We start from the raw sequence: 13,796 nt of genomic DNA on the forward strand, positions 1-13,796 counted from the left end.
TCGTGAAGGTTCACCTCCTTGAATATTCAGCCGTCACATAAAATTTGCAGTGCCGTGCTGTAAAGAAACAACTCATCTTATTCTTATTTTACTACTAAGAAATAAAGATGAAAAGAAACAGCATGATTTCCTATGAAAATTAGGTTTGTCTTACCTGCGGAAAGCGATGTAACTGGTACAAAAATCTTCACAACAAAATAAAAAAATCATTAGGCGAATTAAGCTACCCATGATTTTTATTTTTAAAATCGTTATAATAGTTTCAGGAGGTGGTTCCAATGGAAAACGAAAACCCAATCGAAGAAATCAAAGAGCTTGATGAAGAAACGCTCTTTATTGTTTCGCAAACCTTTAAAGCTTTATCGGACCCAACCCGAATTCGAATTTTACATTTATTATTTTCCGGTGAACATTCCGTCAATGAGATTGCTGAGAAATTATCCCTGCTTCAATCGACTGTATCCCACCAGCTGCGTTTTTTGAAAAATTTACGTTTAGTTACATTCCGCCGCGAAGGGACGACATTATACTATACGTATGATGATGAGCACGTCATGGATATTTTAAAGCAAACGATCGAGCATGCCCACCATTAATTACAGCCTTGATGAGGGTTTGGGCATCCCAATTCATTTCTTTCCACTTGAATGGTGCTATGTTCAATACCGAAATCGTCATGGAGAATCCCCTGGGCCTGCTCCAAAATTTGGTCATGAACGCCATTTTCTGATATGGCAATATGACAGCTCAGCATCGGCATCCCTGAAGTGATGGACCAAATATGGAGATCATGAACCTCTGTCACTCCAGCAATCTTTCCTAGTGCGGCCTTTACATCCTCCAGTTTGATTTGAGTAGGTGCTCCTTCCATTAAGATATGGAAAGAATCCTTCGTCACTCTCCAGCCGCTGATAATAATTAAAACAGCTACAATCAAACTTGCGATTGGGTCGGCCATTCCCCAGCCAAAGAAAATCATCAAGAGTGCCGCTACAATTGCACCTACAGATCCAAGCATGTCTCCTAATACGTGAAGAAAAGCACTTCTTACATTTAAGTTTTCATCCTTATCTCCGCGCATTAAAATCCAAGCCGCAATGATGTTAACAAGTAAGCCAATTGCTGAAATCGAGAGCATCCCTACGCTTTGTACTTCAGGTGGATTCGCAAAGCGCTGAAACGCTTCGTAAAAAATATATAATGAAATGATGATTAACGTCAGTCCGTTTAAGGCAGCGGCAATGATTTCAAACCGTTTATATCCGTACGTATTGGATTGCGATGCCGCTTTTTCCCCTAATTTAAGGGCAAAGAAGCTAAGCCCGAGTGCCGCTGCATCGCTGAGCATATGACCAGCGTCAGCAAGCAAGGCGAGACTGTTTGTCAGTAATCCGCCAATTACCTCCACTATCATAAAGATAGAAATGAGAAGAAATGACAGTAATAACGCTTTTTTATTTGCAGAATGCCCATGATGATGGTGTCCATGGTGATGACCGTGAGAATGTCCATGCGAATGACCGTGATGGTGGCCCATTGCAATCCCTGCTTTCTTAATAGAATTCTTTCTATTTTCATATATGAATATATGCTCATATATATTATGATTGAGATTAGATAAAAGTTCAACTAAAAATAGTCGTGGTTTGCCCATTTTTTTGAATTTTGTTACTTTTCCTATATCTATGTGTTCCTCGTATGTCTTGTAAATAACGAACAGCTTCCCTTCTCTCTATTATGAAATGATCACAGATTAGATACAAGCCTGCTGAGTATATAATCAACTGTTGGAATCAATACTATATGTGGTGGAAAATCTGCATGTTATTTCTAGGAGGGGTTTTTTATGGGGAACTCCAATCTTAAAAAGGCTGAAAAAGGTGCCATGATTAGTATTTTGGCCTACGTGGTTCTATCCGCTTTTAAACTAATCATGGGTTATATTGGCCATTCCGAAGCATTAAAAGCGGATGGCTTGAATAATTTAACCGATATTATGGCCTCGCTCGCTGTCCTAGTCGGTTTAAGAATTGCACAAAAACCGCCGGATGAAAACCACCGCTACGGGCATTCACGAGCAGAAACGATTGCCTCATTAGTGGCTGCTTTTATTATGATCTCAGTTGGGATTCAGGTCATCACTGGATCGGTAAAAGCTTTTTTTAATCCAGACGAAACGACCCCTGATATCATGACTGCTTTTGTTGCCTTAGCATCCGCCTTGTTTATGTTCGGAATTTATCGTTACAATTTGAGATTATCAAAAAAACTCAATAATAAGTCCCTCTATTCGGCTGCGCAGGATAACCGTTCGGATGCATTAGTCAGTGTCGGTGCCACCATTGGAATTGCTGGTTCCTATTTTGGCATTGGCTGGCTTGACTCGCTGACAGCGGTTATTGTCGGATTCATAATCTGCTATACGGCTTGGGAAATTTTCAAAGATGCAGCTCTCGATTTAACTGATGCCTTTGAAGTATCAAAGCTGAAAGAAATCGAAGAAACGATTCGAAATACGCCCGGTGTTAAGCTCGTTAAGGACATCAAAGCAAGATTGCACGGAAACCGCGCCATTGTAGATGCCACGATTTTCGTTGAACCTACCCTAACAGTGATTGAAGGACATCAAATTGCCGAAGATGTAGAAGACCGGCTTTTGGAAAACCATCAGATAAACGATTCAACTATTCATATTGAGCCGCAATTAAGCTGAACCAAAAAGGACAAAACAAAAGGAACTGATCAAATAGATTAGCTCCTTTTTGCTGTTCGTATTTTTACTTTTTACCTCATACATTTTTTACCTTTCATGAGCTTTCTATACCATTTTCTTACAACATCCTACATGTAAAACTCTTCTAAGATAAAAAGCTTGGACATATATTAGTGATACGAATTTAGAAAAATGAAGGTGGCTTTTATTATCCAGAAAATACCTGTAGTTTTTATTGGCAGCCTCTTATTGGGAATTGGGATTAATGGTTTTTTGGTACCTTATCATTTGATTGATGGCGGCATTATTGGGATTGCCCTCATTTTACATTACTTTTTTGACCTACAAGTTGGACTAACCATGGTGCTCCTGAGTATTCCTTTATTTCTATATACATGGCTTCGCGAGAGATCGTATTTTTATCATAGTCTGTACGGTCTCTTTATTGCCGCTTTTTTCATTGATTGGCTGGCACCGATTCAACATCAACTTCACCTGCCGATTCTGGCAAGTGCCGTGCTAGGCGGTACCTTTATTGGACTTGGCACTGGTTTAATGCTCCGCTATCAGACAAGCACCGGCGGAACTGATTTGCTGGCAAAATTAGTGTCAAACTCCTCTTCCTTAAATATTGGCATCGTCATTTTCTTGATCGACGGCTTGATTGTGACAGCCGGCTTTAGCGTATTAGGGATTAGAACCTTCCTTTTTTCCTGCATTGCGATTATTACGGTTGGCATTATGAGTTCCTTAATTATTGGTCCTACGAAATATAAATAAAAAACCCTCTAAGGATGTGAATTCCTTAGAGGGTTTGATCTTATGAAAAAGATTTATGATTTGGTTGGACGAACACCATAGATTCATCATCCCACATTTTTTCATCCTGGACAAAGAGAATACCAAGCTGGTAATGGTCTCCTTCATAAAGTGCTCTTTGTACGAAGCGGACCTGATTATTGATATCAAGCACTTCAAGCTTACAATGAGCACGATTCTTTTGCATCGCTTCATAAAAGGACTCTTCGTCTGTTATTGTGATACCATTAGCCTTTGAAACAATCTCACCAACGCCAAGGCCCATTTTTTCAGCAGGGGAATCAGGAATGACACCAAGAATCATAAGGCCTTGATTTCGCTGTGAAAAATAAAACGGAAGATTGTCCTCGGCCAAACGCTGGCGCAATGATAACAGCTCACGGCCAATGATCGCAAGTGCGGTAATGACAATCGATGCAAGCGGATACCAGTACCCGACTGCTGACAAGCATGTGAACACTGATCCGAAAACGATCACCTTTTTTCCAACCTGCTGGACTGCTTTTACCGGCAGCATGCCTTGGATTTGCTGATAGTATCCAATGGCAAAAGGAACAAGCAGGATTGAATACGTTTGACTGCCGACAGAAAACACCGGCCACCATTCAAATGATGCCTTCAATGCTTCACCAGGTATAATCAAAAACAACGGCAGCATCCAAAGACGCTTGACTTCATGTACGCCGACACGTAATCCCCTTTTTCCTTTGATCAGTTTTGGAGATGTGCCCTTCCTTCCATTTCGGAAAATCAAAATCCCCTCAGCAATCATTAATAAACCCAACAGAGCGGCAATTGAAGGAAGAATGGATGAATTCCATTCAGCTGTATGACTTTCAATAAGGGGAAGAGACCATTTTTTGCTCAGAAAAAAAAGCGTGGCGAAAAAGGCAAAACCAACTGTGTAAACCGGAGATAAAAAGCGAAAATTTGTGGTCAAGCTCCATAAAAAAGTGAACAGAGCGGCAAAAATAATCGTTTCAATAGGAATGACCAAGCCGACTCCAATCGTAACGACAGACAGGATCAAACCAAGGACAAAACCCAGCGGAAGAAGCTGGCGTAATTCAAAGAAGGCATCTTTTGCCCGCACATGGAATTGCTTCCGTTCCCGTTTCACTCTTGAGATTCCCAAAATAATTGCAACGATAAACAAATAATAAAACAGCGGATTTAGAAATAAACTCTCTAATCCTTTTAATAACTCAAAACCCCAATCTAGTGCCAAAACTGCCACCAACCTCTATTGATCATTCATTTAGAAATCTAGTAAGAACATAATCTCTATTTAACTATTCTATCAAATTAAAGCGGGACAGTAAATTAGGCGTTATGACACATTTTCAGTTTGAAAAGGTTATGACTAACTCCGTCGTTTTCGCAAAAAGAAGATGACCGTCACGGCACCTCCAACGAGTCCATTGATCATATCGAACATGGTGTCATCATGGTCCCTGCCTTGGGAGGTAAAGTGAAACCATTTATCACCTGTAAATTCAAGCAGCTCCCACAGACCAGCGGCACCAAGGGAAAAGCAGAGCATATATAGTGCGACAAAGGCCTTTGGAAGACGTAAGGACAAATCCTTTCCAATCATTAGTTTGAGAATGATTAAGCTCCCATAGCCAATCCAAATCCCTGACAAAAGATGAAGAACATCGTCAAAATGCAGGACTCGATAAAAACCGCTTAACGTACCGAGTCCAACCGCTATAAAGATAAAAGTGTAACTGATGATCGTAAAAGAAGCAGGAAATGGGCGGGGCGAGCGGCTCTGATATATAAGAATACTTGCGTAAACCATGACCGTCATTATTCCCATAAAGCCCTTAGTTGAATTTCCATTGATAAACATCAAAACAGTCCCAATTGCAATGATTGCCGTAAATCCCCAGCCTGTGGTCTTTTCGTAAAGTCGATGTTCATGCTTTTTGGTTGAAGCCATCATTACATCCCCTTCAAAAGATGTTTTCAACATGTATTCACTATTATTGTACTCTCTATGGCTTCAACACGTTTTTAGTAATCTGAAAAATTATTGAACGTTTATGAAAAAAAAGCTGAACACTAAAAACAGTTCATAGAATGTTAGACTTCTAGTCCTGTTTGGGTGTTCAGCCTATCTGTTTTATCTCTTTGCTGCCTGCGCGATAAATTTTAGTGCGGCCTGCAATTGCAGATCATTTTTTTCCTTTTTCAATTCCTTGACCACATTTTGCTTAAGGGCTGCAGCAGTTTTTTCGTCTATAATCCCTGTTACCTTCAATTTATTTTCCTGCTGAAATGCCTTTACCGCCGTTTCTGTAGCTTCGTTAAAATAGCCGTCCTTTCTGCCTGTTTCATACCCAAGACTCATTAATATTTGCTGCGCATTTTTCACCTGCTCATTGTTCATGTCCTTTTTTAATGGATCTGTAAGCTGTATTGGATGTGACTGATAAACCGCCGGCTGCAACACCTCTAAATCCGGCTTAATTCCTTTTTTGTGAATCCAGTTTCCTTCCGGTGTCAGCCATTTGAACAAGGTCAGCTTGATATTGCTGCCATCACCCATTGGTACTGCCTGCTGAACGGTTCCTTTACCAAAGGTCTTCTCACCAATCAGTGTAAATCCTTCCGTCTCCTGAAGGGCCCCGGCAAGAATTTCCGAAGCGGATGCACTACCTTTATCAATCAAGACGGCAACAGGATAAGGTTTTTCCTTTGATAACGTCGTATAATATTTTTCTCTTTCACCGCTGCGCTTTTCGATCTGCATATATGGTTTGTCCTTTGTGACAAATTCCTTTAAGATCTCCTGAACACTTTCTAAGAACCCTCCCGGATTGCCGCGAACATCAATCACCAGACCAGCGATATCCTTTTTCTCAAGCTGGTTTAGCTGCTTTTTAAATTCCGCCGCCGTATCTTCTGAGAAGGAAGTAATTTCGATATAGCCAACTGATTTGTCGTCCTGCTCTTTTATTTTCGAATAGACTGTTATTTGCGGAATTTCATCACGCTTCACCGATACCGTAATCGGCTCCTGTAATCCCTGTCTCAAAATCTCAAGTTTTACCGTTGTTCCTTTCTTACCGCGGATTTTTAAGGTGGCTTCATATAAATCAAGCCCCTCCATGCTTTCGTCGTCTACTTTCAGGATTTGATCATATGGCTTTAAACCTGCCTTTTCTGCGGGAGAATCTTTAAATGGAGCGACAATCACAATTTTTCCGTCCACCATGCTAACCTCTGCCCCAATCCCCTCAAAGGTTGAATCCAATGACTGGCTGAACTGCTTGGCTGTCTCCTTGTCCATATAAACGGAATAAGGGTCGTCCAATGTTTTGAGCATCCCCTGGATCGCCCCTTCAACGAGCTGCTCCTCCTTCACTTCCTCAACATAATTTCCTTTGATCAGCTGATAGGCCGAAACAATTTTATCCATATTTCCTTCCTCAATCGTGTGGTCAGACATAGGCTTTTCCGGTGATTGAGATTTTTCGGATTCTGATTTTGTTTGTTCCTGCTGTGACGGTGTGACTTGTAATTTCAACATCATGGCTCCATATGTACCACCAGCTCCAGTCAGCAAGGAGCCTGCCATCAGGAGTGCTATCCATTTCCGGTTCATTCCCATCTCCCTCTCTACCTTTCATGAACCACTTTTTCTATAAAATGAATCTAGGCGGGTTTCGGTTTGAACTAGTTGTCCAAACAATCTTAATTCAATATATGTGGAAATGGACAAGTTATGAAAAAAACTCTAAAGCAGGAGGGAAATTACGTTTTTTTAGAGGTTTTTGGGAAGAAGTCTAGGTTTGGAGACTAAAGCTGCTTTTTTTAGTGTAAATAGGCAATTTAAGCAAGGAATATCTGCATATATTTGGTCAGGGAAATAGATATCCGCGGTTTTCGCTTATTTATCCGCGGTTTCCGACCACTTATCCGCGGTTTTCAGCCGCATATCCACGTGTATACATTTTTTACCACCTGAGTATAACAAAAAACGGAGGAGTATCATTCTAGAACTCTTCCGTTTATATATTAAATTCTTATGAACTTTATGAACCTTCATGATACGCGTTCACGCAAATGTGTCTGCGACGGCTGCTTTGATTTTTTCTTTTGTACCGTTCTAACAAAAATGTTATTAAATAAAAGTGAAGCAATGATCAAGACCGTACCAATAAGGTCGAATACGGTTATATAAGTCCCTTGAAAAACCGAGACTACCAGTGTTGTAACAGGAACAAAGTTAATGAATAACAAGGCATTTAATGGGGATAAGATACTCACACCAATGTTCCAGCCGAGTAAAGCAATGGCGCCAGGGAAAATAATCATAAACACTAAATGCGGGCTTACTGCTTTGATATTTTCTCCTGATGGGACAGGTAAAAATCCAAATACCGATGCACCTACTGTAATAACGAAGGCCGTGACCGTTCCAAGTAAACAGCTTAACGTGGAATATCGCAATGCAGACCAGCCATGAAACTTACTAGCCCCCATTGTGTAAATAACCCATCCAATAACAGCAATGAATATAAGCATCGAAGGGATCAATTGACCCGTTGCCCCAAGAAATGCTTGAATATCTCCTTTCGTAATGACTAACACTGCCCCGATAAACGACACGAGCACGCATCCTAACGTAAACAGATGTGGACGTCGTCTAAAAATCAGCCATGCAATGACAATCGAAATCATCGGCATAAGTGACTCCATAATCGATGCCACCATTACACCTGGTTCACCTAATAAATCTTCTCCCCAGAAGATGAAAAGATTATAGACGGTAAACGCCATTGTACCGAAAAACCATAAGGGAAGACCTTTTCCTTCAAAGCGGAACGCCTGCTTTCCTTCTTTCCATAATAGGATCAAGGCCAAAATGATGGTAACAGACCCATATCGAATGATTGTAAAATAAAAGGGATCAATATATTTAAAAGCTGCATGTGCTACAGGAAACATCGCCCCCCATGAAGCTGCGGCAATAAAACATAACAAAGCTCCCAACAAAACATTATTTTTCAAACTTTTTCTACCTCCTTCACAAAATTGACATATTTATCTTCTAACTTTTTTGACATCTTGTAAAATGAACAAAAATGATGATGGTTATCATTTTTATTGATATCATAGTGATAAATATGAAAATATGAAAAGGTGGATAAATCGTGGAATTTAAGGACTTAGAAATCTTTCAAATTGTGGCGGAAAAAGGAACGATTACAGAAGCGGCAAAAGAGTTAAGTTACGTGCAATCAAATATTACCTCAAGAATTCGGAAGCTCGAAGCTGAACTTAATACCCCTTTGTTTAACCGTCATCATCGTGGAATGAGCTTAACACCAGAGGGTAAAAAATTACTTACTTATAGTAAGAAAATTTTATTGTTAACAGATGAAATGAAAAAAGCGGTTCAGAGCAATGAAGAACCGTCTGGAAAATTAGATATCGGAACCGTTGAAACTGTCATCCATTTACCCAAAATATTATCTGCCTATATTAAGAAATATAGAAATGTCGATTTGTCTTTATTTACCGGGGTCACGGAAACATTAGAAGAAGAAGTATTAAATTATAAATTGGACGGAGCGTTCGTAACAGAATCAGACTTTCACCCCGATCTTGTCTCCCATAAGGTGTTTGAAGAGGAGCTTGTATTAATTTCAGATATGCGTGACGCTACATTGGAAGAACTGCAAGAGGAACCCTTCTTATGCTTTAGCAAAGGCTGTGGATACCGAGCTCGTCTTGAGACTTGGTATAAAAATCAAAATGTCACACCGCAAAAGGTTTTGGAATTTGGCACGTTAGAAACCATTCTGCAAAGCGTTGCCGTTGGCTTAGGCGTTTCATTCGTTCCAAGATCTGCTGTTGCTCATATGGTACAAAACGAACTCATCCAATGTCATACACTACCAGAGCAATACAGTAAAGTCACTACCGTTTTTATAAGAAGAACCGATACGTACTTAACTTCAACAATGGAAAAATTTATTGAAACGATTGAAAAGAATAGATGAGTATCGATTGAACAAATAGCAAATCCTATAAAATAATTAAGAATTTCATGCTCTTCATGCCGCTGCTTTTTAGTTCAATATAGCTAACAAGATTAATAGAAAAATGGTAATGCTAAAGAAAACGATAATGAAATACCCAAAGTATTTCAATGGTTTTGGCAGCTGTCCTAAACCAGCATTTGACGGTTTTCCAGCATTTCCTTCTATCTTGTTATAATGATCTATGACGTCGTTAAAGGGTTCATCGTTTGGTTCATTGTACGGATCATCCATTGATTCATGAAAGTGTTTCTTTTCCTCTTCCATTCGAACCGCCCCCTTTTCTAAATATCTTAAACGATTTAAGGAGCAAATCCATAAAAAATTAATGTAAATAGAAAGAATGAAACATAACTGATTCCAATTAATACAGCCAACCAAAACAGGTACATAGCCATTTTTACCAAAGTAGTATCAAACAAACGTTGCGCTAATCTATATAGCCTGTAGGCAACAATTAAAGATGTTGGAATGATAAATAAATAGGAGAATCCTCCAACCCATTCCATTAGACTTTGAAAACCCCCATCCAAAACAGGGCCATTGTATAAATGATACTCAAAAGAAATATGAATAATTCCCGACATAAATACGATGGAAAGCAAAGTAAAATAGCCCAGAATGGCTAATCTTACACCCCTTTTTTCTCCTTTTAGGACGGCATTCATAAGAATTAAAAAGAGAATCAAAACGATTATTTTAGACATAAATTCACCACCTATTCAAAAGCAAAGCTATTAATTTAATTTCACACTATAATGCCTCATATCCTTTGGAATTCCCTTTATTTTAAAAACACCGTTATATATCAATTCTCTAACTCTGTATTCTAAAAACGCGTGGAAAACATTTCCCTCCAACAGACCAAGAACTTCACCAATAATTTTGGCAACCAAGATAAAGCCCCTATATTCTTGTTCCGCATGTAGTTTTTGAGTGACAGCAATAATCAATGAGTCAAAGTGATTTTCATTAACGAATTTAATTTCTCGGTTTTGCCAAATCCGTAAAATCCCTTTTGATTCTGACAGTGCTAGCCACTCATTTTGAAAGTGGCTACTTTCTTCAGCGGTTAAGAGTTTGGCTGCATTTTTCTCATCCATCTCTTTTAGTTTTTCAGGATGAATCATACTTGTATGAAAAAGTTGCTCATCATCGTTTGATGTAAATAATTCCTGATGGGCAAGCGTTGTATTTATTAGGTGAACATCATTTGGTTTTTCTTTTAACAAATACATAAGATATCGCATTCCCGTTTGTTCATCCGCATTTTCAGCAGTCCAGATGACAATTGGTACATTCCCTGGAATAGCATCAATTTCTTCAAGAATTTCAGCAATTCTCTTTTCATACTCTTCTTCCATATAATCCATTTCCATGTTGATATGATCCTTTAACCATATATAACGATGTTTGCGGCCAACATCATTATGTAGCTTCCAAATTGGCCCGATAGAAAAGAAATCTGGAAATCCTATCACCTTATTCCCACGTTCTAAACCGTACCTTAAAGAACCTGCAGTCGATTCTCCGCATGCAATATGTACTGTATTATATTCTCTTTCAAAACGTCTTTTGTTTTGTGAGACTCCAAGAATTTCATCATATAAAGAATATAATTCTTCCAACATTTCCTCTTGTAAATCCTTCGAATCGTGCATGTTTTTTATTTTATACATCAAATTTAATAATAGGTTTCTTACCTCATTGCCAGATAGTTTTTCAATCGATTGATGCAGTTTTTCGATCATTTGCGATTCACCTCGCCGTTTTTTCGTTTCCTATAAATGAACATAAAAACAATTTCTAATGCAAGAAAACACCGCACCTCTATGCTGACTACAATTTCTAATCTATTACTTCAATCTTGCTTGCACCTGCTTGTGCGGGATAGGATTCTTGAATTCCACCTTTAATCCAAATCTCCACTTTATAGCTGCTCGTTAGCACAATCATCGACTGATCTTCATGAACAATCGCATCGGTTAGTTGAATACCTAAAACTAATCAATATATATTAAAATTAACCGATATAATGCTATACATAATCCTAAAATACTCGCTTTCATTTTTGACGGATGGTATCTATCACTACGAAACAAGTAAAAGAAAACTACTATAAATCCCAAGGGAATCCATATCTGAAAGACCCCTTCTTTTGTAATGTGAGAATAAATTGGAGCAATGTAGGTGCTAATCAGAAAATACAAGAAAACTGTAAAACGTCGTTTTTCTAATTGCTTACTCCACCTTACTAAAAAGAAGATAATTATTATGGCGATAATTGTAATATGTAAAGGGGGTAGAACAATTGCACCGTCCCCCATTTTGAATTCCATTTTGAATTGCCCTCCTTTCTTATAGTGTATCACTATTTGTGGTAAGATTTAGGATACCTTTTATTCAATATCAGTGAAAAAACATCTCCACTTATTGCAGAAACGCATCCATTAGTTATCTAACTAATTCATATCAGATTCGGAGGTAGAGCGATCAACCTTTTTTAAGTGAATAATCATACTAATATTGATCAAAAGTAAAAGGAAAAAGGTCATGATGAACATAAACATAAATTCTATTTGAAAAACATTGTCTATTGAATCATGATGCCAGTACGATTGCAAAAATAGCAGACAGCTTAATATCAAGTTCCAAATATAACCAACTTTTCATTACTTTTACCATTCACTTCCCATTTTTTGTTTTTCATAGATTGCTACTTTTTCAAAAATGATAATAAATGATTTCGTAGAGTCACCGTTTATAAAGCCAAAAATGCCTTGAATGAGGTCTAAAACCCCTAGAACTAAGAAGAAATGCGCAAAAGTAAAAAGTGAAAATATTGGTAACAATGATAAGAAGTATAATAGCCTTTAAAATAAGCTCATTTTTAACCTCAACTTGCATTAATCTCATACTACTTATTATATTTGGCAATAAAAAATCCTGTTTATGGCAGTATGTTTATTGAATAGAAAAAAGCTGGAAACTTGCAAGAAATGAATAAAAACTTGCATATTTCCAGCTTTTTATTATTTTGGATATTGAACAAAAGCACCTTTACTTGAATATCAAAGACTGTTAAAATCGGTTCGCACTTATTGATACAAATCAAGTATGGGTTTGAAATGATTGTTCCCTTAAGGTGACATCTATCGTTAGAATTCCTATGAAAGACCTTCAAAACGTCGGTATAATGCGGGTATATATGTCTTTTCTTTTGAATGATGCCTTATAGCATTTCGTTAAAGAACACTACATCCTCAATAGGAAGACGTGTAGTCGGATGTCCCGGTTTTGTTGCTTTTCCGATAGCAATGAGCATAACCGGCACATACTGTTCGGAAATTCCGAAAGCTTCAACGAACTTCGCTTGATCGTACCCTCCCATCGGAACGGTGTCGTAACCTTTAGATCGGGCGACCAGCATAAGTTGCATCGAGATAAGACCGCCATCCGTATATACGATTTGGCGAGCCACTTCAGGAGGCAAGCTTGAGTACATTTCGACCGTACGCTCGATGAAGGATTTAGCCGTATCCTCCGGCATAAATCCTGCTTCAACTGCCTGCCCATAAATTTTTTCGGCTTTCTTGTAGCTTTCCACGTCGCCAAGCACAGCAATAACGGCAGAAGCCTCGACTACCTGTTTTTGATTATACGCAATTGGCAGAAGCTTTTGTTTCAACTCAGGCTTATCGATGACTAGAAAACGCCATGGTTGCAAGTTTGAAGACGAAGGAGCCAAAGTTGCTAGCTCCAGTATTTCGGTCATTTCTTCGCGTGAGATCTGCACAGTTGGATCATATGTACGAACAGAACGACGTTCCTGAATAACATCCAAGAACATTTCCGATTTAAGCATATGAGTAGTTTGTGAGTTTGCCATAATAATTCCTCCTAGTAATGATTGTTTCCTTCATCCCTACTACGAATATTTCAAGGAAAATTCTTATATTGCAAGGTTTCGTAAGCTTAACATGAAAAATGTGATAAAAGATCGTTCTACCACTCTTGTTTGAATCTTACCAAGTTACCTTACTCAAATTGAAACGAATTGTCAAAAACAATACATGGGTGATTAACAATTAATCCAGCTAATATCCTTGTATTTTTATTATATCTTATATGAATGAACCTACTTACATTACTTTAAGTAGAAACCTTCATAATCCCTTCTGAACTTTAACTTATAGATTTTCCTTTAA

At 38.4% G+C, this 13,796-nt stretch carries 14 protein-coding genes; 4 read left to right on the plus strand and 10 right to left on the minus strand.

Annotated features, from left to right (window positions below):
- The first annotated feature begins 278 nt into the window (after nucleotides 1–278).
- Nucleotides 279–596 (plus strand): metalloregulator ArsR/SmtB family transcription factor, encoded by a 318-nt coding sequence (locus R4Z09_RS24970; protein WP_338449393.1) that lies wholly within the window; start codon nucleotides 279–281, stop codon nucleotides 594–596.
- On the opposite strand, the gene R4Z09_RS24975 is transcribed toward R4Z09_RS24970, so the two are convergent.
- The gene (locus tag R4Z09_RS24975) at nucleotides 593–1,537 is read right to left on the minus strand and encodes a cation diffusion facilitator family transporter (protein WP_338449394.1); all 945 of its coding nucleotides are present in this window, start codon (nucleotides 1,535–1,537) and stop codon (nucleotides 593–595) included. The genes R4Z09_RS24970 and R4Z09_RS24975 overlap by 4 nt on opposite strands.
- A 309-nt stretch (nucleotides 1,538–1,846) precedes the next feature.
- Here R4Z09_RS24975 and R4Z09_RS24980 point away from each other — a divergent pair, with 309 nt between their 5' ends.
- Complete coding sequence (locus tag R4Z09_RS24980) at nucleotides 1,847–2,713, plus strand: cation diffusion facilitator family transporter (protein ID WP_338449395.1); 867 nt, start codon at nucleotides 1,847–1,849, stop codon at nucleotides 2,711–2,713.
- A gap of 192 nt (nucleotides 2,714–2,905) precedes the next feature.
- Entirely contained in the window at nucleotides 2,906–3,493 is a 588-nt protein-coding gene (locus R4Z09_RS24985) for a YitT family protein (RefSeq protein ID WP_338449396.1), read from the plus strand.
- Between the two features lie 40 nt (nucleotides 3,494–3,533).
- Here the strand turns inward: R4Z09_RS24985 and R4Z09_RS24990 are convergent, their stop codons facing one another.
- The 4 genes from R4Z09_RS24990 to R4Z09_RS25005 form a co-directional block, all read right to left on the minus strand.
- Nucleotides 3,534–4,760 (minus strand): PDZ domain-containing protein, encoded by a 1,227-nt coding sequence (locus R4Z09_RS24990; RefSeq protein WP_338449397.1) that lies wholly within the window; start codon nucleotides 4,758–4,760, stop codon nucleotides 3,534–3,536.
- Nucleotides 4,761–4,895: 135 nt separating this feature from the next.
- On the minus strand, nucleotides 4,896–5,477 hold the full coding sequence (locus R4Z09_RS24995) for a hypothetical protein (protein WP_338449398.1): 582 nt from the start codon (nucleotides 5,475–5,477) through the stop codon (nucleotides 4,896–4,898).
- 183 nt (nucleotides 5,478–5,660) lie between these two features.
- A complete protein-coding gene (locus tag R4Z09_RS25000) occupies nucleotides 5,661–7,145 on the minus strand; it encodes a S41 family peptidase (protein WP_338449399.1) in 1,485 nt (494 codons plus the stop codon).
- 440 nt (nucleotides 7,146–7,585) lie between these two features.
- Nucleotides 7,586–8,554 carry a DMT family transporter gene (locus R4Z09_RS25005; RefSeq protein WP_338449400.1) on the minus strand — a complete coding sequence of 323 codons (969 nt, stop codon included), beginning with the start codon at nucleotides 8,552–8,554 and terminating at the stop codon, nucleotides 7,586–7,588.
- A 143-nt stretch (nucleotides 8,555–8,697) separates the two neighbouring features.
- Between R4Z09_RS25005 and R4Z09_RS25010 the strand changes: the two genes are divergently transcribed.
- Nucleotides 8,698–9,549 carry a LysR family transcriptional regulator gene (locus R4Z09_RS25010; protein WP_338449401.1) on the plus strand — a complete coding sequence of 284 codons (852 nt, stop codon included), beginning with the start codon at nucleotides 8,698–8,700 and terminating at the stop codon, nucleotides 9,547–9,549.
- A 69-nt stretch (nucleotides 9,550–9,618) separates the two neighbouring features.
- On the opposite strand, the gene R4Z09_RS25015 is transcribed toward R4Z09_RS25010, so the two are convergent.
- The 5 genes from R4Z09_RS25015 to R4Z09_RS25035 all read right to left on the minus strand — a co-directional run bounded on the left by R4Z09_RS25015 (nucleotide 9,619) and on the right by R4Z09_RS25035 (nucleotide 13,477).
- On the minus strand, nucleotides 9,619–9,855 hold the full coding sequence (locus R4Z09_RS25015) for a hypothetical protein (RefSeq protein WP_338449402.1): 237 nt from the start codon (nucleotides 9,853–9,855) through the stop codon (nucleotides 9,619–9,621).
- 35 nt (nucleotides 9,856–9,890) lie between these two features.
- The gene (locus R4Z09_RS25020; protein WP_338449403.1) at nucleotides 9,891–10,295 is read right to left on the minus strand and encodes a hypothetical protein; all 405 of its coding nucleotides are present in this window, start codon (nucleotides 10,293–10,295) and stop codon (nucleotides 9,891–9,893) included.
- Between the two features lie 30 nt (nucleotides 10,296–10,325).
- Complete coding sequence (locus R4Z09_RS25025) at nucleotides 10,326–11,339, minus strand: DUF1835 domain-containing protein (protein ID WP_338449404.1); 1,014 nt, start codon at nucleotides 11,337–11,339, stop codon at nucleotides 10,326–10,328.
- A 97-nt stretch (nucleotides 11,340–11,436) separates the two neighbouring features.
- Nucleotides 11,437–11,544 (minus strand): DUF3221 domain-containing protein, encoded by a 108-nt coding sequence (locus R4Z09_RS25030; protein ID WP_338449405.1) that lies wholly within the window; start codon nucleotides 11,542–11,544, stop codon nucleotides 11,437–11,439.
- 1,276 nt (nucleotides 11,545–12,820) lie between these two features.
- Complete coding sequence (locus tag R4Z09_RS25035) at nucleotides 12,821–13,477, minus strand: nitroreductase family protein (RefSeq protein ID WP_338449406.1); 657 nt, start codon at nucleotides 13,475–13,477, stop codon at nucleotides 12,821–12,823.
- Nucleotides 13,478–13,796 lie beyond the last annotated feature (319 nt).

It is taken from the genome of Niallia oryzisoli, assembly GCF_036670025.1.
In the GTDB taxonomy this organism is placed as follows: Bacteria; Bacillota; Bacilli; order Bacillales; family Cytobacillaceae; genus Bacillus_BD; species Bacillus_BD oryzisoli.